The organism is Neptunicella sp., from assembly GCF_048268085.1.
Taxonomy (GTDB): domain Bacteria; phylum Pseudomonadota; class Gammaproteobacteria; order Enterobacterales; family Alteromonadaceae; genus Neptunicella.
In genome coordinates, this window is the sequence record NZ_JBLWWF010000002.1 from 64,847 (window position 1) to 88,551 (window position 23,705).

A 23,705-nucleotide genomic window follows, 5' to 3' on the forward strand; every position below is an offset into this window, starting at 1 on the left:
GCGACGACAAGACAGTTCCAATAAAAACAGCGGTCTTATAACTAAGGAATACACTGCAATATCATGAAAAGAATTACCTATCTCTCTGTGTTCATCTTTCTCAATGGCTGTGCTTCCACATCCTTTCTCTCCGATATCACTGAACAACAGCAAACAGAAGAGCATTTAATTGCCACCCAGATTGTTGAGCAATGCCAAAAAGGCGATACCGAAAATCTGGATAACGATGACTGTGAGCAAGCCCATGAGGGCACCATTCCGGTAAACCACCCTATTGATGAAGTAGAGGTAGAACTGGAAACCAATAACCCCGCTATAGAAGCCAGCGCTGAAGAGCCGGAAATTACCGATGTATGGCAACGAGTGCGCAACCAGCTGCATTTCGCGATTCCCAATAACAAACGTATCGCCAGCCAACGCAAATGGTACCGTGCTCATCCAGAATATATGCAGCGTGTCACCAAACGAGCGTCTCCGTTTTTGTACTTGATTGTAGAAGAAATTGAAAAGCGCAATATGCCATTAGAGCTGGTATTTTTACCCATCGTAGAGAGTGCATTTGATCCCTTTGCCTATTCACATGGACGGGCGGCCGGTATGTGGCAATTTGTGCCCGCTACCGGTAAACGTTTTGGATTAAAACAGGGTTGGTGGTACGACGGACGCCGTGATGTGATTGCCGCGACCAAAGGTGCACTCGATTACCTTACTTATTTGAACGAAATGTTCGACGGCAACTGGTTACATGCATTGGCCGCCTACAACAGTGGCGAAGGGCGGGTTTCGCGAGCAATAAAAGCCAATAAGAAGCAAGGTAAGTCTACGGATTTTTGGTCACTGGATCTGCCCAGAGAAACGCGTGCCTATGTGCCTAAATTATTGGCATTGGCCGATATTATGCGTAATCACTCCGAAGACAACGATAGCTGGTACCCAATTGCCAATCATCCTGTGACTCAGGTGGTTGATGTGGGTTCACAAATTGATTTAGCCCTGGCCGCTGAAATGGCGAATTTAACCGTGCAGGAATTACATGCCTTAAATCCCGGTTACAATCGTTGGGCCACTGATCCGGACGGCCCACATCAGTTACTCTTGCCGATTGAAAATGTCGATACCTTTACTGCCGCGTTAGCTGAAACCTCAGATAAACAAAGGTTAAACTGGATACGGCATAAAGTTAGAAGTGGTGATAGCCTGTTAAAACTGGCAAATAAATATCACACCACGGTCGACATCATCCGTAAAGTGAATGAAATTAAAGGTAATATGATTGTGGCTGGAGATCATCTGGTCATCCCGGTGGCGTTAAAATCACTGGATTTTTATTCCCTGTCGCAAGAACAACGCTTGGAAACCACCCAGTCCCGTTCACACGGACTGAGCAAAATCACCCATGAGGTTGTATCCGGCGATACCTTCTGGGATCTTAGCCGCAAATACAAAGTGAATCTGCGCAGTTTGGCAAAATGGAACGGAATGGCGCCAACGGATCCTTTGCATCCAGGACAGGATTTGGTCATTTGGTTAAATAAGGTCAGTAGCCAGCAAACCAAAAACTCAGTAATGCGCAGTTTAACCTATACGGTACGTAACGGTGATTCGTTGGCACGTATCGCACAAAAATTTAAAGTACTGGTATCGGATATTAGCCGCTGGAATCAGCTAAATATTAAAAAATACCTGCAACCGGGTCAGAAACTGAAAATTTTTGTGGATGTGACCAGAACTTAACTGACGACCTAGCAGCTGATAAATAACGATACCAATGCCGCTATTTCAGCGGCATTTTTACAACCTTAGTAACAGTTAAATTTAATCAAGGAAATGATCAACGTGTGGGGCATCTATTGGCGGTATCTGATTTCAATATCACTCACCGTGTTGCTATTAGGATCGTTAGATGAGCAACTTGTATGGCTATACCCTCTTGACTCAAACCTGAAACCGACCGTGTTTTGGGCCGTTATTGCCCTTATTTTTGCGGCCTTTACGCTAGTGCAAAATAAAGGCATACATTACTTTTTTTGGGGCGGCAAATCGTCCTTAAGTCCACAGGTTTGGGCCAGATTTAACAGCGTAATTATAATGTTTTTGCTTGGATTAGCGTTGTTAGGTGTTCTGGTGGCTAACGCTTTCAGTCAACCAGTCTGGGCACAGTACAAACTATTTGTTCAACCCGCCTGCCTTATCTTATATCCTTTATACGCAGCGTGGCGGGTGACAAAACATACTAAAATCTCTGTCGAATCTCGCCGAACATAAAATTTGCTCGGCACTCGTAACTCGTCGCTCGTAGCAAAATTATCTAAACAACACCTTCTCTTGATTAAACCAATACACACAAAAGCCAATCAAGGCACCGGCAATTAATGCGGTAGAACCAAAGATGGCAATCAGTGCAAAGTAATCCATGGTGCCTTTAATTAATTCCTTCATGGCAAGTGCCACATTGGTCAGCGGTACCCAAGCCCAACCACCGCTTAAAGTTACGCCGGGTAACATGGCTAGCACAATGGGCATAATAATAAAGATAATTAATGCGCCCATATAGCTCTGTGCTTCCTTAAAGCTACGTGCATAAATAGACAAACAGAGTAATACCGAGGCAAATATTGATACCACCGGGATCAGCATCAAAAACATCAAAATAAAATCGAGTATGCTAATCGCCGACATAAACTGAACAACAAATTCAATTGCCATGCCTTGGCTGAGAATAATGCCCCAAATAGCCATACTGGCAACCGTAATTAAAGCCGACGTCGCACCAGCAAACGCAATAGTGAAAAACTTACCCAACACAATTTTGTAACGGTCAATGGGAGAAATCAGCAAGGTTTCTAATGTACCGCGCTCTTTCTCTCCTGCTCCTAAATCCGAAGCAGGATACATGGCACCCTGAAAACACAGAATAAACACTAAATAAGGCACAATCCCGCCAATTTTTTCTCCCCAATCTTCACGCTTGTCTGCGATATTATTTTTTTCCAGCAATATAGGCTCAAGTAAGGCTGTTTGTTGCTCAGGGTTGACACCTAACTGTGCAAATGCACTTTGCTGGCGTTGTTTGGAGAGTTTTTCTACCTGATCATTTACGCGGTTATACACCATATTTAATGAGGCATCATTCAAATGCAGTTCGAGTTTTTGCTGGCCGGTGCTAAATAAATCACCGCTAAAACTTTCGGGCACCACCAATACAAAATCGACAACATTATCTTTGATTAGCTGTTTAAAATCTTGCTGGGGATCCACCGCGACCCATTCAAATTTGTCGGTCGCGTCACGCAATGCACTGCTTAATTGCGGAGCATATTCAGCGCCAATTAAACCGTATTTCAATACTTTATTTTGAGCATCTTTAATCGCTTGGCCAGAAATAAATGCCACGCCACCAAATATCATCGGGAATAACAGTACGGGTAATGCGATCATAAAAAACAGGGTTTTCTTATCACGCAGTAATTCTTTTAACTCTTTACTAAATACTTGCCACATCTGATTGCTCCTTATCCCAATGTTTGCATAAATGACTGGTGAAGCCCGTCACTGGATAACTGCCGAAACTGCTCTATGGTGCCATCAAAGCAACTGCTTCCTTGATTAATCACCGTAACTCGATCACATAACTCATTCACTTCATCCAGATGATGGGTTGAGAAAATCACCGGGGTTCCTTGCGCTTTTAAGCGTTTTATAAATTCCAGTACGGTTTGGGTGGCCATAATGTCTAGTCCGGTAGTTGGTTCATCCAAGATGACTAACGCCGGTTGGTGGATCACGGCTCTGGCAATAGCGGTTTTTTGTTTCATCCCACTGGAAAAGGTTTCGCTACGGCGATCCAGAAAACTCTGCATATCCAGCAACTGGGCTAATTCTTCAATACGATGAGCAATAGTCGCCGCATCTAACCCATGTAACTGACCAAAATAGGTAATATTTTCACGACCGGTTAAACGACCGTATAAACCGGTCGTCCCGGATAGAAAGCCTATTTTCTGGCGGGCAATTAAAGGATTTTTAAGTACATCATCGCCATCGATACTAACGGAACCGGAATCGGCCTTCAGCGCAGTAGACAAAATACGTAAGGTGGTCGTTTTACCTGCGCCATTCGGACCTAATAGTGCTAACACCTGGCCATTTTGACAATTAAAACTAACATCTTGAACTGAATGAAAAAACCGACCTTTCAAGCGGGGATCCTTGCGCTCTTGCTCACTTAGCTTTTTTGGATTTTCCACCGCAAATTTCTTTGCCAGCTGATGAATTTCAATCATTTCCCTATTTCCCTTTTGATTGTTAAGCCCGAATTGATTAATCTGGCCATAGTGTAAATTATTACATAGTATTCAAGACGTTATTGCAACAATACCAAACTGGGCATTGGTATAGTTTGGTAACAAAACATTTAAGGGAATAAAATGTAGTTAATCGCATAATCGAAAGCGTTCACCAGTTGTTCACCCCTTTTTTGATCACATCACCTTGTTGTAAGGCTTGTGCCATTACCGAAGTCAACGCCAGCTTAATTTTAGGTTGCCCTATTGCTAAGCCCATAGACGGTTTTAGCGTCGCTCCATCAATAATACGCGCAACTGCAATAATCTCATCTACCGGAGAATTCTTTTTAACTTGTTTAATCTGTTTGGCAAATTTGGTTCCTTTAAAATAGATAGCAACTGATTTCTTAAACAGTTTCATCCAGTTTTTAGCGTATTCTTGACCTGAACCTGTTGTTTTATGAAGATAAGTATTTAAGGTCATAAAAAAGGTCATGTTTTCTTCAATAAATGTGCGATTATTTAGCTCAATATCTAAAACACAATTCCACATAGTGTATGGAATAATAAAGTCTACTCGTCCACCTTGATATTTTATTTTATTAATGGCTAATTTTTGCGTTCGAGCAATGAGTTTGTTTTTACAGTGCTGATAAAGCTGGATATCTAAATGATTGGTTGTAATGATTTTTTCATATAATTGGGAAGATATTTGACTTACTTTAGGACGGTTAATAGTTGCGCGTTTTACTTCCATCGTTTCAGGCCAAGTAAACCCACCAATATCGCTGAAATAACTGAGTGAGCGGTCAAATTCTTCAAATATTCCAACATGAATATCGAGTTGATCAATTAAAGCGATAATTTCTTCAGCGCGCTGCTCGGGCATATTCTCTTGTGAATAAATACGTTGACCATCTAAAAACTTCAGCATGTAATTAGCTGTTTGTGGATTATCAATATACTCAGAAAAATCTTTCGGTTGGCTAGTGAGAAACCCCATAAAATCTATGTTTTTTCGAATATAATAGTATTCAGAAATAAGCCTATCTACTGGATGCCTTAGCATCATAAAGATAAATTCATGTTTATATTTTTCAATATTTTCTCCATCAAAAATATCGCCACAAGTTGATGTTTTTGTTTCAAAATCTAGATGACGATAATAATGATCTAACGGCGTTTGCCACTCAGTACCTTTCATAACACAATTGATGCTTGTGCCACCAGTTTTAGGAATGTGAATAAATATTGGTTGTTGCTGCTGATCCATAAAAATGTCTCTATGAGTAGTAATAGGGTGTTATTCAGTCGTAATTACAGACAGCCCACAATTTCCCTTTTGATTGTTAAGCCTGAATTGATTAATCTGGCCATAGTGTAAATTATTACATAGTATTCAAGACGTTATTGCAACATTATGACACGAAGCAAATAGCATGATGTCGTAACAAAATATTTAAGGGAATGATATGCAACCAATAAGTAATCCATTACAGGCTTGTAGTGATATATTTTTTAAACCTAATCGTGTTTTTGCAACGTTAGTCCACCAACATAACTGGTCATGGATCCCCTTTTTTCTGGTCATCCTGATGGCGACGCTGCCGATTTATTTGTATTTCAACGTTGTTGATTTTGCGTGGTACAAAGACATGCTGGTGCAACTGCAAATGGGTGATAAAAGCCCTGCCGAACAAGCTGCTTTTGGCGATCAGCTGCATAAACCACAAATACAAGCATTTAGTCTATTGGGCATTGCTTTTGGATTAATTGTTATTAACGCCATCATCGCCCTATACCTCAATATCATGACCAAAATGGATGAAGAAAATATCCATGGTTTTACCGACTGGTATGGATTTATCTGGTGGACATCAATGCCAATAGTCCTTACCGGGCTGATAAGTTTGTTAATTATCGTGCTAGCGGATAATCACCAGTTGCCACTGGAAAATCTGGCACCGACTAATTTGTCTTATTTGTTAGGTCTTAGCTTAAAATCGGACTGGTATAATCTTGCCAGCAATATTCGTTTGGAAACATTCTGGGCGATGTATCTCACTGCAGTTGGAGTCAGTCAGTGGACTAAATTAAGCAATAAACAATGCTGGATGATTGCGGTTGCCCCGAGTCTGATTATTTGGGGTATCTGGGCTATTATTAAACTCATATAAACAATCACTTATAGTTAAACGACTGCCTATATGAATTTATCGCAAGGGATCACCAGCCTTGTTCTTTGCGTTGGCATCAGCTTCGGCTGCATGGCTAGCGATATCAATTCTGCACGGCAGGACGATACCAATCACTCCGTCACGGCAAATGACTGGCCGCCGCTATTAATTCTTACCGAGCATAGTCCTCCGGGAGAATATTTAAATGAATCTGGTCAATTAGCCGGCGCAACCGTTGAATTAATCCGGCATTTGATGGTGCAGATGAAGGAAGATGGCAAAATGCTACTACTGCCATGGGCACGAGCCCTGGAGATAGCCAAAAGTGAAAACAATGTCGCGCTGTTTGAGACTATTCGCAATGAAGACCGCGAAACACAATTTAAATGGGTTGGTCCGCTTAAGCATTATCAAATATCACTATATGCCCGTTCCGACAAAGTAGAACCGGGTTTAACCATGCAGCAACTGGCCAAACGCTACAATGTCTGTGCTAATCGAGGTTCGGTGTATGCCAGTATGCTGCAGGAAATGGGATTTGTTGCAGACAAAAATTTAGTGCTAACCGTCAATGAAGATCGCTGTGCCCGCATGGTTGTTCAACAACGGGTCGATTTAGCCCCGTTTAATGAAAATACTATGCAACGATTACAAGCCAGATCGATACTCGGTGAGACGCAACTTTTCCCGGCTATCTTGCTGACCGAGATTAAGCTCTATATCGCATTTTCCAAAGATGTGGACGACCATCGCATTCAACGCTGGCAACAGGCGCTGGAAACCAGCTATCGTGATGGTACGATGCGTAAACTCTACACCGGTGTGTATAGTGAGCAAGCAATAAAACGCTTGGAAGAGTTTGCTTCCAAGGTACTCAATGTCAGCGATTATCCTAACTATCGTTTGGGCATAAAATAATTTTTGTTCTGATAAAATTCTGACCGCTCATTTTCGGCCCACCATCCCGGTATCCCCAGTAAAGGCAACGGTGACAAGCGCCCTTTATCCGCTAATGGATTAGTGCGTAAATAATCCAATAATGCTTGGTCTACTAACCGGTATTTTTGCGTTGGACAGGCGTGCCAAAATTCGTCCTGCACTGGTAAAGCTAAAAACTTGCCGGTAAGGCCAATATAAGGTTGTAGCAACATCTCATAGTTTGCATGACCAAATATCAGCGCATCGACCTTGCTCCCCCATTGGTCACGATGTTGCACAAACGCCTTGTGCCATTGGTGTTCACGCAATAATTGCGGTATCAGTTCATCACGGTAAACCAGCACCACGCCACACTCGTCGAAATGAGTAATACGATTACGTCTGGGTGTGCGCGGATGTAGACCATATTGATTAATATCTTCGATATGCTGGTGGTTTAACTCCGCTTTGCTCAAAGGGAAATTCAGCCAAATAGCCGCATTGAACAGGTCATGCCAATTAGCCAGTCGAGTTGGAATAAGGTGCTGCTTAAAAATAATTTGTTCGTAATAGTCAGTCTCATCGTTCAATTCATCTTGGGCCACAAAGCGTTTGGATAATGGGGCTAAACGATTTAAGTCCTCACAGTCAGGCCAGTTCTTAAACTGTTCAAACCCCAAGTGAGCCAATTGATTAAACGGCGATAACGACCAAATATGAGAAAACCACTGCATAGAATTAGAGTTGCGATACGCTTTTCCCTATACTGTCATAATTTCCTAACCGAGAAGAGTATAATAATGAAAAAATATCTAAATCTTGTCGCACCAATTGCCGTCATTCTGCCGGCTATTGCGTTATCGGGTTGTGATACACCACAATCAGGCACACCTCACCAAGCCGCCCAACCCCAGGGTTTTGAACAAGCTTACCAAAGCATTAGCAGTGAAGACTTGCGCCAGTACACCAAAGTAATCTCCTCCGACGAATTCGAAGGCCGTTCACCCACTAGTCCCGGTGAAAAGAAAACTCTGGATTACCTCACCAGCGAATTCAAAAAACTCGGTTTACAACCCGGTAATGGTGACAGCTTTCTACAACCAGTTGAATTACTCGAAATCACCGCTGATCCGGATATAACACTGAATATTGGTGATGAAACCCTGCCCTATGGCGAAAACATGATGCTCAGTACTTCCAGAGAGCAGGAACTAGTCGAATTAAAAGATTCTGATGTGGTATTCGTTGGTTATGGTATTAACGCGCCGGAATATGACTGGAACGACTATGCCGGTCTGGATGTAAAAGGTAAAACAGTGATTATTTTGGTCAATGATCCTGGTTTCGAAAATCCCGACAGCGGCAAGTTTCAAGGTAAAACAATGACTTACTATGGCCGCTGGACCTACAAATATGAAGAAGCCAGTCGTCAAGGTGCCGAAGCCGCGATTATCGTGCATGAAACCGAGCCAGCCTCGTACGGTTGGTCCGTTGTCGCCAATAGCTGGAGTGGCCCACAATATGGTCTGGTCAAACAAAATGGCAATATGGATAGAGTCGCTGCCGAAGGCTGGATCGCCCATGAAGTCGCACAAAATCTATTCCGCCATGCCGGTTTTAATTTTGAAGAAGAAAAAGCCAAAGCGATGCAAGGCCCTTACTCGCAAGCTTTAAATATTAAAGCCTCGGCGACAATCAAAAGTACCTTGAAAAAATCTGACAGCTACAATGTGATTGCTACCCTTCCCGGTAGCAGCGCACCGGATGAGCATATTATCTATACCGCCCACTGGGATCATTTGGGCAAAGATCCAAGCCTAAAAGGTGATCAAATTTATAATGGCGCACAAGATAATGCGTCCGGCACCGCCGCCGCACTAACCATGGCAAAAGCCTTTGCCAGTCTGGATACTCCTCCGGCTCGGTCAGTTAGCTTTTTAGTGGTTACGGCCGAAGAACAAGGATTGTTAGGCTCAAAATACTACGCCGATCACCCCATTATTCCGCTGGCTAAAACCGTTGCCAATATTAATATGGACGCCATGAACATTTTAGGTAAAACCAAAGACGTCACCGTTGTGGGTAAAGGTAAATCCGAGTTAGAAGATTACCTTGAAAAAGCCGCTAAACGTCAGGGTCGCTATCTGGTAGAAGAAGATAAGCCTCAAGCCGGTTACTATTATCGTTCGGATCATTTCAGCTTTGCTAAAAAAGGCGTTCCAGCGCTGTATGCCGAAGGAGGCAGTGAACCGATTGATGAAGCAACGGCACAGTATCGTAAACGTACCAGCTTAATTACCACGGGTTGCTATCATCAGGTATGTGATGAATTCCGCGAGAAATGGGACTTTTCAGGAGTGCAACAAGACACCCAGTTATTGTTTGAAGTCGGCTATGATATTGCCAACTCCACAGACTGGCCACAATGGTCAAAAAGTAGTGAATTCCAGCGACCTGCGCAATAATTCAGCAATGCCCGCCTAAATGGCGGGCTTTTTATATGAAATAGCAAAATATTCCACCTTTTTCCTTGCATTTTTCTGCCGTACTGGCAAATTCAGGGGGCAATGAGAATAAGCCCTCCTGTATGACATCAAATCAATAAAAATAACAAGATGTCGACACATTCCGGTGAATGAATTTTTTGCACTGATGATAAAAATCAGACAATAGCCGGACAAAAAGATTAATTAACAACTGTTGAGAGAGAACCCCGTATATGTGTGGTATTTTTGGTATTCTGGACATCAAATCTGATGTAGCAGAATTAAGGACGCAAGCATTAGAACTTTCCAAGACATTACGCCATCGTGGCCCTGACTGGTCAGGTATCTGGAATAATAATAATGCAATTTTGGCTCATGAAAGACTGGCCATTGTTGATGTTAATAATGGCGCCCAACCTCTGACCAATAATAATGACACTCATATTCTGGCCGTTAATGGTGAAATTTATAATCACAAGGCATTACGTGCTAATTTGACTCAACCCTATGATTTTAAAACAGAATCAGATTGCGAAGTGATCTTGCCTTTGTACCAAGAGCAAGGTATTGAATTTATCGATAGTTTACAGGGCATGTTTGCGTTCATTTTGTATGATGCCGAGCAAGACGCCTACTTGGTTGCCCGTGATCATGTGGGTATCATCCCACTATATACCGGCTATGATGAACACGGTAACTTCTATGTTGCCTCAGAAATGAAAGCCTTGGTGCCTATTTGTAAAACCGTACAGGAATTCCCGCCAGGACATTATCTATGGAGCAAAACCGGTGAGCTGAAAAAATATTATCAGCGAGACTGGATGGACTACGAAAATGTTAAAGATAACCAAACTAGTCTGGAAGATTTGAAAGCCGCTTTTGAAGATTCGGTTCGTTCACACCTGATGTCAGATGTGCCTTATGCAGTATTATTGTCTGGTGGCTTGGATTCGTCTCTGGTTTCAGCCGTTGCGGCCAAATATGTGGCCAAACGTATTGAAGATGAAGGCCAGTCTGATGCGTGGTGGCCGCGTTTGCATTCCTTCTCGGTTGGCCTTGAAGGCGCGCCCGACCTGGTTGCCGCTAAAAAAGTAGCCGATATGATTGGTACCGTACACCATGAAGTGCATTTCACTATTCAGGAAGGTCTGGATGCCATCCGTGACGTAATTTACTTCCTGGAAACCTATGATGTCACGACGATTCGTGCCGCCACACCGATGTACCTAATGAGCCGTAAAATTAAGGCAATGGGAATTAAAATGGTGTTGTCTGGCGAAGGTGCCGATGAAATTTTTGGTGGTTATTTGTATTTCCACAAAGCGCCCAATGCCAAAGAGCTACATGAAGAAACCGTGCGTAAACTGGAGCGCTTGCATATGTTTGATTGTGCTCGTGCCAATAAAGCGACTGCTGCTTGGGGTGTGGAAGCCCGTGTGCCCTTCCTGGATAAGAAGTTTATGGATGTGGCCATGCGTCTTAATCCGCAAGACAAAATGTGTATTGACGGCAAAATGGAGAAATGGGTATTACGTAAAGCCTTTGATAACGGTGAATACCTGCCTGCTGAAGTATTATGGCGTCAAAAAGAACAATTTAGTGATGGCGTAGGCTACAGCTGGATTGATTCAATCCGCGATCACGTCAATCGCGAAGTGTCCGATCAACAATTGGCCAACGCATCTTTCCGTTTCCCAATTAACACGCCGGATACTAAAGAAGGCTATTTCTTCCGCACCATTTTTGAAAGCTACTTCCCTCAGGAAAGTGCCGCTCAATGTGTACCCGGTGGAAAATCCATTGCTTGTAGTACGGTCGAAGCATTGGAATGGGATGCCAGCTTTAAAAGTAATGCCGATCCGTCGGGTCGAGCCATGAAAGATGTTCACGAGAACGCCAACTAAGTCATAAATGGTGTGTTAATCACAGCAAATTAAAAAGGGAAATAGTGATATTTCCCTTTTTTTGTTTGTAGAATGGGTATCCAAACCGCATCCGGATACTGCTTATGTCTGTGGAACAGCTGATTGAAAACTGGTTACCTGTCATTGCCACTCTGGTCATTTTTGCTTTACTGATTTCTCTGGCTAACTGGTTGCTGTTTACCCGCTTTAAAAACCCCGGCAATGAGAATGTGTTCACCCGCCAGTTATTGATGCTGTTACTGACCCTAATGGCGATTGTCGCGGTGGTTGTCACCTTGCCTATTAGTGAAGGCACCGAAACACAAATACTGAGTTTAATTGGCTTAGTGTTATCCGGCTTACTGGCGTTTTCTTCCACCACTATTTTTAGCAATTTAATGGCTGGCGCGATGATGCGCTTTACCCAGCCCTTTCGTACTGGTGATTTTATTCGAGTTCAGCAACATTTTGGCAGGGTTACCGAGCGCGGCTTGTTTGATTGTGAAATACAAACCGAAAACCGCGAGCTAATTGCCATTCCCAATAGCTTGTTAATTCACAACGCAATTACCGTTATCCGTAGTTCAGGCACCATTATCTCGGTGTCATTATCACTAGGTTACGATATACATCACAGTAAAATTGAAAAACTGCTAAAACAAGCAGCTGAACAGGTTGGTTTGGAAGATCCTTTTGTACATATTACCGAACTGGGCAACTTTTCAGTCACTTACAAAATCAGTGGTTTATTGTTAGATGTCAAAAACGTACTTACCACCCGCTCCAATCTTTATTGTCATGTACTGGATTGTCTGCATAACAATGATATTGAAATTATGTCTCCCACCTTTGTCAGCCAGCATGCCGGTCCGGATGTGGAGCGGAAAATAGCCCCATCACCTAAACGCCAAAAAACATCAGCACAAACCGTGGCTGAAGATATTGTATTTGATAAAGCTGAACAGGCAGAACAGCAAGAAAAACAGAAGAGTGAATTAGTCATTCAACTGGATGAATTAAAACAACGACTCTCTACAGCAGACAAAGCCGACAAAACGGCTATTGAACAACAAATACTCAATTTAGAAGAGCAACTCAAACAGATTAAACAGCCCCTAGAGGAATAATGATAAATATAAAGTTACCCAAACAGAACTTTAAGACCTCTCAATACCAACAAAGTACCATTTAAGTAACATTATACAACATTGAAATAAATTGTATTTTAACTATAATATCCACAATAAGTAACTTTAATTAAATTAATTACAATTAAGTTCCTTTTTGGGAGCATTATGAAAATAGAAGAAAAGTCACCTTCAGCCATTGCTGAACAATTAGGTAGCCGACTGAAACAGGCACGGCTCAATGCCGATTTAACTCAAGCTGACGTTGCCGAACAAGCCGGAATTTCCAGAAAAATGGTAATGGCAGCGGAAAAAGGCAAAGCGCAACTCGAAACCTTAATTGCCATTATGTTGGTACTGGATTTAGCCAGTCAGTTAAATCACTTTATTCCTCAACAAAACATTTCGCCTATCCAGTTAGCTAAATTACAAGGCAAGCAACGCCAACGTGCATCGGGAACCAAATCGAGCGATCCTGAGGAGACTTCACAATGGTAATGGAAGTCGTAAATGTCAGTTACGCCAATCAACGTGTTGGGGCGGTCAGTTTTGATAAACAAAGTGGCTATGCTGCTTTTCAGTACACCGCTGACTTTATTAAAAGTGGGATCCAGCTTTCTCCGCTAAAAATGCCCTTAAGCAAACGAATTTATACTTTTCCCGAAATTGACTACGCCGCTTTTAAGGGTTTACCCGGCTTGATTGCCGACTCACTGCCGGATGATTTTGGCAATGCGGTGTTAAATGCCTGGGTCGCTCGCCAAGGTAAATCCCCCGATCAAATATCACCGCTGCAAAGGCTCCAATATACCGGTAAACGGGGGATGGGCGCGCTGGAATATACCCCGGCAACTCAAATTAAAAATTTAAATGCTTCACAACAGATTGAAATTGAATCGCTGGTGGCGATAGCCCAGGAAATTCTGAATGAACGACAGCAATTTCAGGTTTCATTAACCAACCAAGGCTCGGAAGACAAGCAAGCCATGATGGAACTGTTATCGGTGGGTATGAGCGCGGGTGGTGCCAGGCCTAAAGCAGTACTGGCGTTTAACCATGATTTTAGTCAGGTGCGTTCCGGGCAAACCACTATTCCCGAGGGTTTTAAACACTATCTAATGAAATTTGATGGCGTAAGTGAACATCATCAAGGGCAGGAAACCTTTGGCGATCCCATGGGGTTTGGCAGTATGGAATATGTCTATTCACTGATGGCAAACCAATGTGGTATCCAGATGATGCCCTGCCATTTAATTGAAGAAGGCAGCAGACGTCATTTTATCACCCAACGATTTGATCGGATCGGGAATAAAAAAGTCCATATTCAGACTCTTAACGGTTTAGCACATGTCAGCTATAAACAACCCGGAATCTTTTCCTATGCGGAACTATTCGGTATTGCCCGCCAGTTAAAGCTATCAGCCAAAGACGCTGAGCAACTATTTAAACGTATGGTATTTAATGTCGTGGCACGTAACCATGACGATCATGCCAAAAACTTTGCGTTTTTGCTGGATAACCAGCATCAATGGCAACTATCCCCCGCCTATGACTTGGCTTACAGTTACAAACCCGGCAGTAAATGGGTCAATAGCCACTGGATGACCCTCAACGGTAAAAGAGATAATTTTAACCGTGAGGATTTTTATCATTTTGAAAAACTCAGCCCGATTTTTTCCAAAGCTAAAATTAACCAGATTATTGATTCAACGATTGAACACCTCAGCCACTGGCCAACACTGGCTAAACAACATGAGGTACCGGATTCACTGATAAAAGAAATACATCACAATCTGCGCTTGGCGCTGTAAAGTATTAGCGCAATACAAACAGTCTTCACTCAACAGGTACCGCGTTCGTAAAGAAAAAACACGGCTAAACGTGCCTTGTCATCCCTGTTTAACACACTAGCGGGATGACAAGGCAGCAGTAATTAAGGTCGTTGATATTGCACTGGCTTATCTTTTGCCGCTTGCATATAGCGATCACGCAGCTTGGTTTGGCGTGATTCGAGTTTGATTTGCTCTCCATGAATAATCACCTGTTCTGCGGCACTCATGACCTCCAGCGGATCGCCAGACCAAACCACGACATCGGCTATTTTCCCTGCTTCAAGCGACCCATAATCCTTATCAACCCCGTAAATTTTGGCGGTATTAATGGTTAATGATGCCAACCCATCTATCCAGCTCAAACCGTTGGCGACAGCATTACCGGCATGTTGGGTAATTAAACGGATATTATGATTCTCAATTCCAATTGAGGTTAATACCCCAGCTTGAGCCAAACGCCCAGCGTTCGCCATGGTGGCGGCCAGTTGGTCAAATTCATAAGGTAGATTAGATTCGGGATTGAGAATAACCGGAATACCCGCCTGAGCAATCTCATCGGCGATCATCCAACCTTCAGTGGCATATAATAACACCAGCTGTAAATCGGGATGACGCTGTTTAAATGCCAATACTTGTCGAATATCCGCAACCCGATGTGCCGCCACCAACAAGGGTTCTTTACCCTTAATTACGTTCATTAATCCATTTACATCGGCTTTCGATAAACTGCCAAACCATTCATCATTAGCAGTTAATGGTTTGCCGTTGCGGGATGTGGCTTCTGTTATGGCATTTTCCAATATTGGCCATAATGCGGCACGACTGCCTCCATTATGATCCGCCCCACTATTACTCACATCCAGTCGCATAAAGGCGTGAGGCTTAATTAATGGTGACGTACCATTACCCAAGCTGATCATCGCACCCTGCCCCTGAAATAATGTGTCAGAGTGATTTATTCCCGTGGCGGCACTGGTGACCCCTTCGATACGGTTAATAGCGATAAGCGTTGAGTCAGGATTAAGTGCATAGGACACATCAAACGCAGCGCCTAAGGGTGAATAAACTGATTTATCAACCGTCGCATCGACCGTACCAGCGGAGGAGCTCACTTCTTCCAGTCCCAATTGAGTTTGAGCACCAATTAAGCCCGGTGTAATGACTTTATCCTTAGCGTCGATAACCCGATAGCCTTGAGGCACCGCGTCCATAGCCACAATTTTTTCTATCCGCTGCCCATCAATTAATAAAGCTTGGTCAGTTAAACTGCCCTGCTCGCCCATGGTATGTATTGTTCCGCCTACAATCGCGATTTTATCGGCCAAAACATTGGCGCTACACAGCAAACTAGCAGCAATCAGAGTGTGAGTTACGATCTTCATTTTACGTCTCCTTCACCAGGCTGGCCCAATTCAAAATCCGATACCGGCCAACTGTTTGGATCTTGACGATCGAAAGCTAATCCACCATCGATATATACTCGTTCTGCTTGTGCATAAGTCGAAAACGGATCGCTACTCCAGAGCACCACATCCGCATTCTTGCCGGCTTCCAACGAGCCAGTTTGGTCAAAAATCCCCAACGATTTAGCCGGATTGGCGGATAACCACTGCCAGGCTTGCGCCTCACTGATATTAATCCCTACTCGTTGTCCATCAGCTAACGCTTTGGCAGCTTCCTGATTTAAACGCTGGATCCCCAAGTCACTGTCTGAGTGAACAATGGCACAAGCTCCTGCGTTATGTACCATGGCTATATTTTCACGAATCCCATCGTAGGCTTCCATTTTAAAGCCCCACCAGTCGGCCCACATCGCTGAGCAGACATTATTAGCGGCTAATTTATCAGCAATTTTATACGCTTCAACGGCGTGCTGGAACGAATTGATTTGATATCCAAATTCTTTCATCACATCCATCATCGTGCCCATGTCATCGGCACGATAACAATGCATATGGACTTTAATCTCTCCTGCTAAAACACCTGCCAATGTATCCAACTTCAAATCACGTTTAGGAGGTTTAGGATTCTCGCCTTGTTTATATTCTTCAGTGTATTTATCCCAACTGCGCTGATAATCCTGAGCATCTGCCCATGCCTGACGATAACCGGCCACATTCCCCATACGCGTACTTGGACCGCCTTTATTGCCGTAAACACGTTTAGGATTCTCGCCACAGGCCATTTTTAAACCATAAGGCGCATTGGGAAATTTCATATCTTGTACCGTTCGATTCGGTAAGTTTTTAACTGTGACTGAACGGCCACCGACCAAGTTAGCTGAACCGGGAAGGATTTGTAAGGTAGTCACCCCACCAGCCAATGCGCGATTAAAGCCCGGATCTTGAGGCCAAACGGAATGTTCGGACCAGACTTCAGCCGTCACCGGTTTGGTCATTTCATTGCCATCAGAGTGAGATGTCGTGGAAGGAGATGCATAAACGCCTAGATGGGAATGTACGTCAATAATTCCCGGCGTCACCCATTTATCCTTGCCATCAATAATCTGAGTCCCCTCGGGAATACTTGTCACTTCACCGACCTGTTGAATTTTACCATTTTGGATAAAAATTGATCCGCCATCGATCTTCCCACCAATCCCATCCAAAATAGTCACATTGGTGATTAAAACGGTTTGCGCTGGTAAGGGTTTATAGGTACTGGGGAAGGGATTTTTATTTATTTCGACTAAGGGAGCTTGTGTTTTCTTGCTATCGTCATCGCAAGCTATCAATACGCTTGCGGTAATCACAAAAAAGGCAGCAATGGTCAATTGCTTGAGTTTTAATTCCATGGTCATGTCCGGTTATTATTGTCATTATTCCGAAATAAGACTAATCCTGATTATTTGATTGTTCAAGTTGCCTTACAATTTGATCCGATTGGCGTAATGTCCGGATACTATCGAATAGCTGCTCTGCCTGTGAATACTGATGGCTTAAATACTTTAACCACTGCTTTATTCGATTTGGATAATAACGGCCTTTGTCGCCAAAAATTTCATAACCGGAATAATCAATAAGCAATTGTTTAACCTGTTGCCAACTCATAGGCTGCTGATGGCCTTTAATGACCTGAGCCAAGTTAGGCAAGGCTAATGCGCCGCGTCCTAACATCAGGTCCTGACATTGTGATTGTGAACGGCATTGCTCGGCATCCGCCAAACTCCAGATTTCACCATTAGCAATAATAGGAATAGTGGTTTGTTGGCGGATTTTACCAATCCACTCCCAGTAAGCCGGTGGTTTGTAACCTTCGACCTTGGTACGCGCGTGGATCACCAATAAATTGGCCCCAGCGGCTTCAATGGCCTGAGCATTTTCAATCGCTTTAGATTTATCCTCAAAACCTAAACGGATTTTGGCACTGACTACTTGATCGGCGGGTACCGCCTGACGCACCGCCGAAACGATGTCATATAGACGTTGGGTTTCTTGCAGTAATACCGCCCCGCCTTTACTGTTATTAACCGTTTTGGCCGGACAACCAAAATTTAAATCAATACCATAGGATCCCAACGACACGGCTCGATAGGCATTCTCGGCCAACCAATCCGGATCTTGTCCCAATAATTGCACCCGCACCGGAATACCCGCGGTGGTTTTACCTTGTTGCTGCAATTCAGGACACAACCGATGATAAACCCGATTAGGTAAAAGCTGATCGACAACACGTACAAATTCGGTCACACACAAGTCAAATCCCCCCACTTGAGTGAGCATATCGCGCATCAGATAATCAACCACACCTTCCATCGGTGCCAAAATAATAGCCATTAATGAGTTTCTTTTACTTTAAGCTTAAAAAGGGTCGCGAAGTGTAGCAGAATAGCGTTTTGGTCAACATCTTTTACACAAGGATAAGGTTGTAATGGCTGCACTTGATTTTGCCGGTTTGGGCTGGTTTTTAGTACTTTGGGTTGGTTATACCTTATTTGCCAAAAAAAGAGCTCGGCAAACTATTTGTTTATCCAGTGTGTTGAGAGCTAAACGCAACAATTGGATGTTGCAAATGTTATTGCGAGAAAATCGAATTCCCGATGTTTCGATTATTTCGGCATTAGAGCGTAATATCAGTTTTTTTGCCTCCAGCTCTTTGCTGATTCTAGCCGGTTTAATTACGGCATTATCCTCAGCGGATAAACTAGCCAGTGTTCTGCATGAAGTGGTTCCCGTCTTGTCACAAGATCCTCATCAAATTCAAATTAAGGTGTTATTGATAGTTTGTATTTATATTTTTGCCTTCTTCCAATTTACCTGGTCGCTACGTCAATACGGATTTGCCAGTGTATTGGTAGGGGCAGCCCCAAATGGTAATCAAATTCCCGAAGATGAGTTAGAACTTTATGCCAATAGAACGGCCAAAGTCATTGATCAAGCCGCCCATTCATTTAACTATGGGCAACGTGCGCTGTACTTATCTTTATCAACGTTGGCCTGGTTTATTGATCCTCGCCTGTTTATGTTTACCACAGTGCTAGTCATCTGGATCCTGTACCATCGTGAATTTCACTCTAAAGTACTTAAGGCTCTGCATGACACGGTATAAATCCTCACTGCTTATCCAACGCGACACTATTTAAAAAACAAAAAAGGAGCCGAAGCTCCTTTTTTAATCACTGAACTCACTTATTCAGCAGGTTGTTCTGGCTCAGCCGCCGCTTCTGGCTGCGCTGGCTTTTCCAACAATTCCTTGATGCTTAAACGTACACGGTTCTGACGGTCAATTTCCATCACCTTAACATCAACTTTCTGACCCAATTCAAGGTAATCTGATACCTTGTTAACACGGTCATGAGCGATTTGAGAAATATGTACCAAACCTTCTTTACCTGGTAATACTTCAACAAAGGCACCGAAATCAACGATACGTTTCACTTCACCGTGGTAGGTCTTACCTACTTCCACTTCAGCCGTCACTTGCTCGATCATTTTGATGGCAATTTCAGCTTTAGCACGTTCGGTGGCGAAGATTTTCACTGTACCATCATCTTCTATTTCGATACTGGTATCAGAGGCTTCAGTAATAGAGCGGATCATTGCACCGCCTTTACCAATCACGTCACGGATTTTGTCTTGATCCACTTTAACGGTATAGATACGCGGAGCAAATTCAGACATTTCTTCACGGTGACCACTAATAGCCTGATCCATCACACCAAGAATGTGCAAACGGGCTTCTTTAGCTTGCTTAAGTGCCTTTTGCATAATCTCTTTAGTAATACCTTCGATCTTGATATCCATCTGCAATGCAGTAATACCATCGGTGGTACCGGCCACTTTAAAGTCCATATCACCCAAGTGATCTTCATCACCTAGGATGTCAGACAATACAACGTAGCTGTCATCACCTTTCACCAGACCCATCGCGATACCCGCAACAGAGGCTTTGATTGGTACACCAGCATCCATAAGCGCCAAAGACGTACCACAAACCGATGCCATTGAAGACGAACCGTTTGATTCAGTAATTTCTGATACTACACGGACAACGTATGGGAATTCGGCTTCTGAAGGCATTACCGCAGCAATACCACGTTTGGCCAAACGACCATGACCAATTTCACGACGCTTGGGAGAACCTACAAAACCCGTTTCACCCACACAGAATGGAGGGAAGTTGTAATGCAGCATAAAGCGACTGTCTTTCTTGCCGTTTAGGCCATCAATCATTTGTGCATCACGTTCAGTACCTAAAGTTGCAGCAACCAAGGCTTGTGTTTCACCACGGGTAAACAAGGCAGAACCGTGAGTACGTGGCAAAATACCAGTACCAACATGCAAAGCACGGATCATTTCCGGATCACGGCCATCAATACGTGGCTCACCCGCCAAAATACGTGAACGGACTACGTCACTTTCCAACTCGTGCAATAACTCATGTAATTCTTTAGCGTCTTGTTCCGGATTAGCTTCAAGGATCTCGGCAGCAGCTTTTTCAGTCACTGCGGTTACCGCATCTTTACGAACCATTTTATCCGAGATTTGATAAGCTTCGGTCATGCCCGCTTCTGCTAACTCTTTGATTTTAGCTTTCAGCTCAACATTTTCTGGCTCAGGTTGCCAATCCCATTTAGGGGTATTCACTTCAGCGGCAAATTCGTTAACAGCGTTAACCACGGTCTGCATGGATTCGTGACCAAACATCACTGCACCTAGCATCACTTCTTCAGACAAAACACTGGCTTCAGATTCAACCATCAGTACTGCGTTTTGCGTACCGGCAACGACTAAATCCAACTGGCTGTCATCTTGCTCGGTAACGGTGGTATTTAATACATACTGACCATCCATGTAACCAACACGTGCAGCACCGACTGGACCACTGAAAGGTATACCAGAAATTGCTAACGCAGCAGACGTACCAATTAAGGAAATAATGTCAGCCGGGATTTCTGGATTGGCAGAAACCACGGTAATAATAATTTGAACTTCGTTTTTAAATCCGTTCGGGAAAAGTGGACGGATTGGGCGATCGATTAAACGTGCTGTAAGGGTTTCTTCTTCTGAAGGACGGCCTTCACGCTTGAAGAATCCACCGGGAATTTTACCGGCAGCGTAGGTTTTTTCCTGATAATTAACAGTTAACGGGAAAAAATCCTGATCAGACTTTGCATCTTTTTTACCTACCACAGTAACCAGTACAGAGGTATCGTCCATGCTGGCCATTACAGCAGCGGTAGCTTGGCGAGCAATTACGCCAGTTTCTAGAGTAACGGTATGTTTACCGTATTGAAATGTTTTAGTAATAGGAGTCACTTAATTATCCTTTAAATAATATTATCTTCTTCGCTTTTAATTGCGGCGCATAGTATAGCCGCTTGGTCAGGGTAAAAACAGTGTAACAAGGCCGCGAATGGGCATTTTTATGCTTGATTGCTGAAAAATCAGAGAATGGTGCGATGGTCTTGAGGTTAAGCCTGCTAAAAAACGATAAACAAGATCAAAAAAGGCATCCGAAGATGCCTTAATTTTAATCTTTTGCAAACAATGCTTAGCGACGTAGGCCAAGACGTTTGATTAGATCAGCATAACGCTCGGTGTTTTTGCCTTTAAGATAGTCAAGCAACTTACGACGTTGACTAACCATGCGCAACAAACCACGACGTGAATGGTGATCTTTCTTGTGATCAGCAAAGTGACCTTGAAGTTTGTTAATGTTGTGAGTTAACAACGCAACTTGAACTTCTGGTGAACCAGTATCACCTTCTTTAACTGCATATTCAGCAACCAATGCTGCTTTTTCTTCAACACTTAGTGACATAATGTACTCCTTAAGAGAATGAAGACTTAGCCAATCACTAATTCAGCTAAGTCGAGAAGGCGCGCATTATAATGACACAGGATAAAAACGCAAGTTAATTTACACCCCATACCAGTAAACTCTGGGGTTTGGGTTAAATACAATGCAATAACGATTACGTTGTGGCTTGTTGCTTCTTAATAACACGATAAATGATGTACAAAATAATCGCGGCCACAATAGATGATGCGGCTAACGCAGAGGGTTCTTTCATCATTTTCAAGGCACCTTGACCAAAAAAGACCGCACTCAATCCCAACGGTGCAATCCCCAACATCGACCCCAAAGCATACTTCCAAATATTGACGGCAAGAGACCCTGCAATAAGACTAGTAACGGTAAATGGTGGCGTGGGTGCTAATCTTAACGCCATCACTGCCCACATCCCCTTATCATCCAATTGGCGTTTTATACTGTTAATGTGCTGATTGACCTTTTCACTAAATCCATCAGTATCGATAAGTCTGCCAATCACGTAACCACTGAGGCTCGCAATTAAAAAACCGGGTAAACAGATCAGTAAACTTATCCCAACGTTAAAGACCAAACTCACCGCGAACGCCATTAACGGAACAGGAACAAGCAATGCCCCGCCTACAAAGAATATCACCAGAAAGAGTAGTGCTGTGGTTAGATTTTCAGGCACATCACTAGTCACTTCGGTAATCTTATCAATAGTCAAATAGTCACTTAACGGTGTCAATATATATAAGGCGACTAACCCAACTATGGCGACCATAAAAAGGGTCAATTTGATTGCATTATTTTTTTTCATTACTTGCCTTATTCACCAGCCATTTAAAAATACTTCGATGTGCTTTCATGTAAAAAAGATATTCCGGGTGCCACTGCACCCCTAACACTTTCTCGCTATTTTTGCTTTCTAATACTTGTGTAATACCAGCTTGTTCTTTAGCGGTAACTTGCAAGCTATCAGCGGGCTGACCGACCGCCTGAGAATGGATTGCGTTGACTTTAATAGGATCATCACCCGCTATATCCGAAATTAACGAATCATCTTTGGTATAAATGACTTTCTTGCGCGGAAATGGGCTTCTTATACGAACATCGTGGGCTAATAAAGGCAGGGTTGATTTATACATGGTGCCACCTAACTTGGCATTTAACAGTTGATGTCCTCTGCATATTCCCAAAATAGGTTTATTGTTGCTGAGCGCATAATCAATAAACTGTTTTTCCATTTCATCACGTGGCTTATCAAAGCTACCTTTAGATCCCAAGCGATTAAACAGTTCCATTGGATAAAGCAGCAATTCCTTCAACTTTAATATGAACGGACGTTTTACATTCGGTGCTTGCTCTTGCTGATAATTGTCAGGATGGATGTCGGATCCTCCGCCAATAATCACCCCGTCGTAATCTATTTCACCATTAAAAGAATCCGGAGACACCCGTACTGGCTGACCACCAGCCAGACGCACATTTAGCGCAGTAAATATCCATGCCGTCAAACCAGAATGATCCGGTCCAGTCACCGCAATTTGGGGCCTACTATTATTTTTCATGTCTTTATCTCCCCAAGTTGCTTTGACTTATTAACTATTTTTACAATGACCACCTCAGTACAAGATAACCATTAATTGCATTAAATAGGCATAATTTAACACTTAACTCTATTAGTCATTGTGATTAAGTTAGAAAATTCAAGGTAA

21 protein-coding genes are annotated in these 23,705 nt (G+C 43.1%); 10 read left to right on the forward strand and 11 right to left on the reverse strand.

Annotated elements, in window-relative coordinates:
* The first annotated feature begins 63 nt into the window (after positions 1-63).
* Together ACTD55_RS01720 and ACTD55_RS01725 are read left to right on the forward strand one after the other, a co-directional pair.
* Entirely contained in the window at positions 64-1,734 is a 1,671-nt protein-coding gene (locus ACTD55_RS01720) for a LysM peptidoglycan-binding domain-containing protein (RefSeq protein WP_438862572.1), read from the forward strand.
* 93 nt (positions 1,735-1,827) lie between these two features.
* Positions 1,828-2,265, forward strand: coding sequence for a septation protein IspZ (locus ACTD55_RS01725; RefSeq protein ID WP_438862573.1), 438 nt, complete (start codon positions 1,828-1,830; stop codon positions 2,263-2,265).
* Between the two features lie 39 nt (positions 2,266-2,304).
* On the opposite strand, the gene ACTD55_RS01730 is transcribed toward ACTD55_RS01725, so the two are convergent.
* From ACTD55_RS01730 to ACTD55_RS01740, 3 genes are all read right to left on the reverse strand, one after another.
* Positions 2,305-3,501, reverse strand: coding sequence for an ABC transporter permease (locus tag ACTD55_RS01730; protein ID WP_438862574.1), 1,197 nt, complete (start codon positions 3,499-3,501; stop codon positions 2,305-2,307).
* 11 nt (positions 3,502-3,512) lie between these two features.
* Positions 3,513-4,283, reverse strand: coding sequence for an ABC transporter ATP-binding protein (locus ACTD55_RS01735; RefSeq protein ID WP_438862575.1), 771 nt, complete (start codon positions 4,281-4,283; stop codon positions 3,513-3,515).
* 172 nt (positions 4,284-4,455) lie between these two features.
* Complete coding sequence (locus ACTD55_RS01740) at positions 4,456-5,559, reverse strand: sulfotransferase family 2 domain-containing protein (RefSeq protein ID WP_438862576.1); 1,104 nt, start codon at positions 5,557-5,559, stop codon at positions 4,456-4,458.
* A gap of 199 nt (positions 5,560-5,758) precedes the next feature.
* Here ACTD55_RS01740 and ACTD55_RS01745 point away from each other — a divergent pair, with 199 nt between their 5' ends.
* Positions 5,759-6,463, forward strand: coding sequence for a Yip1 family protein (locus ACTD55_RS01745; RefSeq protein WP_438862577.1), 705 nt, complete (start codon positions 5,759-5,761; stop codon positions 6,461-6,463).
* Between the two features lie 30 nt (positions 6,464-6,493).
* Positions 6,494-7,381: a substrate-binding periplasmic protein gene (locus tag ACTD55_RS01750; RefSeq protein ID WP_438862578.1), complete on the forward strand. Its 888-nt coding sequence runs from the start codon at positions 6,494-6,496 to the stop codon at positions 7,379-7,381.
* Here the strand turns inward: ACTD55_RS01750 and ACTD55_RS01755 are convergent.
* Entirely contained in the window at positions 7,360-8,115 is a 756-nt protein-coding gene (locus tag ACTD55_RS01755) for a DUF3025 domain-containing protein (protein WP_438862579.1), read from the reverse strand. The genes ACTD55_RS01750 and ACTD55_RS01755 overlap by 22 nt on opposite strands.
* A gap of 66 nt (positions 8,116-8,181) precedes the next feature.
* Here ACTD55_RS01755 and ACTD55_RS01760 point away from each other — a divergent pair, with 66 nt between their 5' ends.
* The 5 genes from ACTD55_RS01760 to ACTD55_RS01780 all read left to right on the forward strand — a co-directional run bounded on the left by ACTD55_RS01760 (position 8,182) and on the right by ACTD55_RS01780 (position 14,709).
* Positions 8,182-9,846 carry a M28 family metallopeptidase gene (locus ACTD55_RS01760; protein WP_438862580.1) on the forward strand — a complete coding sequence of 555 codons (1,665 nt, stop codon included), beginning with the start codon at positions 8,182-8,184 and terminating at the stop codon, positions 9,844-9,846.
* A 254-nt stretch (positions 9,847-10,100) separates the two neighbouring features.
* Positions 10,101-11,771, forward strand: a complete 1,671-nt coding sequence (gene asnB / locus ACTD55_RS01765; protein ID WP_438862581.1) for an asparagine synthase B — start codon at positions 10,101-10,103, stop codon at positions 11,769-11,771.
* A gap of 104 nt (positions 11,772-11,875) precedes the next feature.
* Positions 11,876-12,898 carry a mechanosensitive ion channel domain-containing protein gene (locus tag ACTD55_RS01770; RefSeq protein ID WP_438862582.1) on the forward strand — a complete coding sequence of 341 codons (1,023 nt, stop codon included), beginning with the start codon at positions 11,876-11,878 and terminating at the stop codon, positions 12,896-12,898.
* Between the two features lie 168 nt (positions 12,899-13,066).
* Positions 13,067-13,396 carry a helix-turn-helix transcriptional regulator gene (locus tag ACTD55_RS01775; RefSeq protein WP_438862583.1) on the forward strand — a complete coding sequence of 110 codons (330 nt, stop codon included), beginning with the start codon at positions 13,067-13,069 and terminating at the stop codon, positions 13,394-13,396.
* A complete protein-coding gene (locus ACTD55_RS01780; protein ID WP_438862584.1) occupies positions 13,390-14,709 on the forward strand; it encodes a type II toxin-antitoxin system HipA family toxin in 1,320 nt (439 codons plus the stop codon). Before ACTD55_RS01775 ends, ACTD55_RS01780 begins: the two co-directional genes overlap by 7 nt.
* A gap of 122 nt (positions 14,710-14,831) precedes the next feature.
* On the opposite strand, the gene ACTD55_RS01785 is transcribed toward ACTD55_RS01780, so the two are convergent.
* Genes ACTD55_RS01785 through ACTD55_RS01795 form a run of 3 tightly spaced genes read right to left on the reverse strand, consistent with a single transcriptional unit; the run spans position 14,832 to position 18,506 of the window.
* Positions 14,832-16,112, reverse strand: coding sequence for an amidohydrolase family protein (locus ACTD55_RS01785; RefSeq protein WP_438862585.1), 1,281 nt, complete (start codon positions 16,110-16,112; stop codon positions 14,832-14,834).
* Positions 16,109-17,524, reverse strand: coding sequence for an amidohydrolase (locus ACTD55_RS01790; RefSeq protein WP_438862586.1), 1,416 nt, complete (start codon positions 17,522-17,524; stop codon positions 16,109-16,111). The genes ACTD55_RS01785 and ACTD55_RS01790 overlap by 4 nt, the downstream gene beginning before the upstream one ends.
* A 40-nt stretch (positions 17,525-17,564) precedes the next feature.
* Entirely contained in the window at positions 17,565-18,506 is a 942-nt protein-coding gene (locus ACTD55_RS01795) for a tRNA-dihydrouridine synthase (protein ID WP_438862587.1), read from the reverse strand.
* A gap of 94 nt (positions 18,507-18,600) precedes the next feature.
* On the opposite strand from ACTD55_RS01795, the gene ACTD55_RS01800 reads away from it, so the two are divergent.
* Positions 18,601-19,278: a DUF599 domain-containing protein gene (locus ACTD55_RS01800; RefSeq protein ID WP_438862588.1), complete on the forward strand. Its 678-nt coding sequence runs from the start codon at positions 18,601-18,603 to the stop codon at positions 19,276-19,278.
* Positions 19,279-19,358: 80 nt separating this feature from the next.
* Here ACTD55_RS01800 and pnp read toward each other — a convergent pair whose 3' ends face one another.
* The 4 genes from pnp to ACTD55_RS01820 all read right to left on the reverse strand — a co-directional run bounded on the left by pnp (position 19,359) and on the right by ACTD55_RS01820 (position 23,558).
* Positions 19,359-21,488, reverse strand: a complete 2,130-nt coding sequence (gene pnp, locus ACTD55_RS01805) for a polyribonucleotide nucleotidyltransferase (RefSeq protein ID WP_438862589.1) — start codon at positions 21,486-21,488, stop codon at positions 19,359-19,361.
* Positions 21,489-21,723: 235 nt separating this feature from the next.
* Entirely contained in the window at positions 21,724-21,993 is a 270-nt protein-coding gene (rpsO, locus tag ACTD55_RS01810) for a 30S ribosomal protein S15 (RefSeq protein WP_416305166.1), read from the reverse strand.
* A gap of 154 nt (positions 21,994-22,147) precedes the next feature.
* Positions 22,148-22,807 (reverse strand): TVP38/TMEM64 family protein, encoded by a 660-nt coding sequence (locus ACTD55_RS01815; protein WP_438862590.1) that lies wholly within the window; start codon positions 22,805-22,807, stop codon positions 22,148-22,150.
* Entirely contained in the window at positions 22,794-23,558 is a 765-nt protein-coding gene (locus ACTD55_RS01820) for a gamma-glutamyl-gamma-aminobutyrate hydrolase family protein (protein WP_438862591.1), read from the reverse strand. Before ACTD55_RS01820 ends, ACTD55_RS01815 begins: the two co-directional genes overlap by 14 nt.
* Positions 23,559-23,705: the final 147 nt, after the last annotated feature.

Excerpts from the sequence above, each read along its gene's own strand:
- ACTD55_RS01720 (WP_438862572.1), top strand. The coding sequence starts at position 64 with ATGAAAAGAATTACCTATCTCTCTGTGTTCATCTTTCTCAATGGCTGT.
- ACTD55_RS01725 (WP_438862573.1), top strand. The coding sequence starts at position 1,828 with ATGATCAACGTGTGGGGCATCTATTGGCGGTATCTGATTTCAATATCA.
- ACTD55_RS01730 (WP_438862574.1), bottom strand. The coding sequence starts at position 3,501 with ATGTGGCAAGTATTTAGTAAAGAGTTAAAAGAATTACTGCGTGATAAG.
- ACTD55_RS01735 (WP_438862575.1), bottom strand. The coding sequence starts at position 4,283 with ATGATTGAAATTCATCAGCTGGCAAAGAAATTTGCGGTGGAAAATCCA.
- ACTD55_RS01740 (WP_438862576.1), bottom strand. The coding sequence starts at position 5,559 with ATGGATCAGCAGCAACAACCAATATTTATTCACATTCCTAAAACTGGT.
- ACTD55_RS01745 (WP_438862577.1), top strand. The coding sequence starts at position 5,759 with ATGCAACCAATAAGTAATCCATTACAGGCTTGTAGTGATATATTTTTT.
- ACTD55_RS01750 (WP_438862578.1), top strand. The coding sequence starts at position 6,494 with ATGAATTTATCGCAAGGGATCACCAGCCTTGTTCTTTGCGTTGGCATC.
- ACTD55_RS01755 (WP_438862579.1), bottom strand. The coding sequence starts at position 8,115 with ATGCAGTGGTTTTCTCATATTTGGTCGTTATCGCCGTTTAATCAATTG.
- ACTD55_RS01760 (WP_438862580.1), top strand. The coding sequence starts at position 8,182 with ATGAAAAAATATCTAAATCTTGTCGCACCAATTGCCGTCATTCTGCCG.
- asnB (WP_438862581.1), top strand. The coding sequence starts at position 10,101 with ATGTGTGGTATTTTTGGTATTCTGGACATCAAATCTGATGTAGCAGAA.
- ACTD55_RS01770 (WP_438862582.1), top strand. The coding sequence starts at position 11,876 with ATGTCTGTGGAACAGCTGATTGAAAACTGGTTACCTGTCATTGCCACT.
- ACTD55_RS01775 (WP_438862583.1), top strand. The coding sequence starts at position 13,067 with ATGAAAATAGAAGAAAAGTCACCTTCAGCCATTGCTGAACAATTAGGT.
- ACTD55_RS01780 (WP_438862584.1), top strand. The coding sequence starts at position 13,390 with ATGGTAATGGAAGTCGTAAATGTCAGTTACGCCAATCAACGTGTTGGG.
- ACTD55_RS01785 (WP_438862585.1), bottom strand. The coding sequence starts at position 16,112 with ATGAAGATCGTAACTCACACTCTGATTGCTGCTAGTTTGCTGTGTAGC.
- ACTD55_RS01790 (WP_438862586.1), bottom strand. The coding sequence starts at position 17,524 with ATGGAATTAAAACTCAAGCAATTGACCATTGCTGCCTTTTTTGTGATT.
- ACTD55_RS01795 (WP_438862587.1), bottom strand. The coding sequence starts at position 18,506 with ATGGCTATTATTTTGGCACCGATGGAAGGTGTGGTTGATTATCTGATG.
- ACTD55_RS01800 (WP_438862588.1), top strand. The coding sequence starts at position 18,601 with ATGGCTGCACTTGATTTTGCCGGTTTGGGCTGGTTTTTAGTACTTTGG.
- rpsO (WP_416305166.1), bottom strand. The coding sequence starts at position 21,993 with ATGTCACTAAGTGTTGAAGAAAAAGCAGCATTGGTTGCTGAATATGCA.
- ACTD55_RS01815 (WP_438862590.1), bottom strand. The coding sequence starts at position 22,807 with ATGAAAAAAAATAATGCAATCAAATTGACCCTTTTTATGGTCGCCATA.
- ACTD55_RS01820 (WP_438862591.1), bottom strand. The coding sequence starts at position 23,558 with ATGAAAAATAATAGTAGGCCCCAAATTGCGGTGACTGGACCGGATCAT.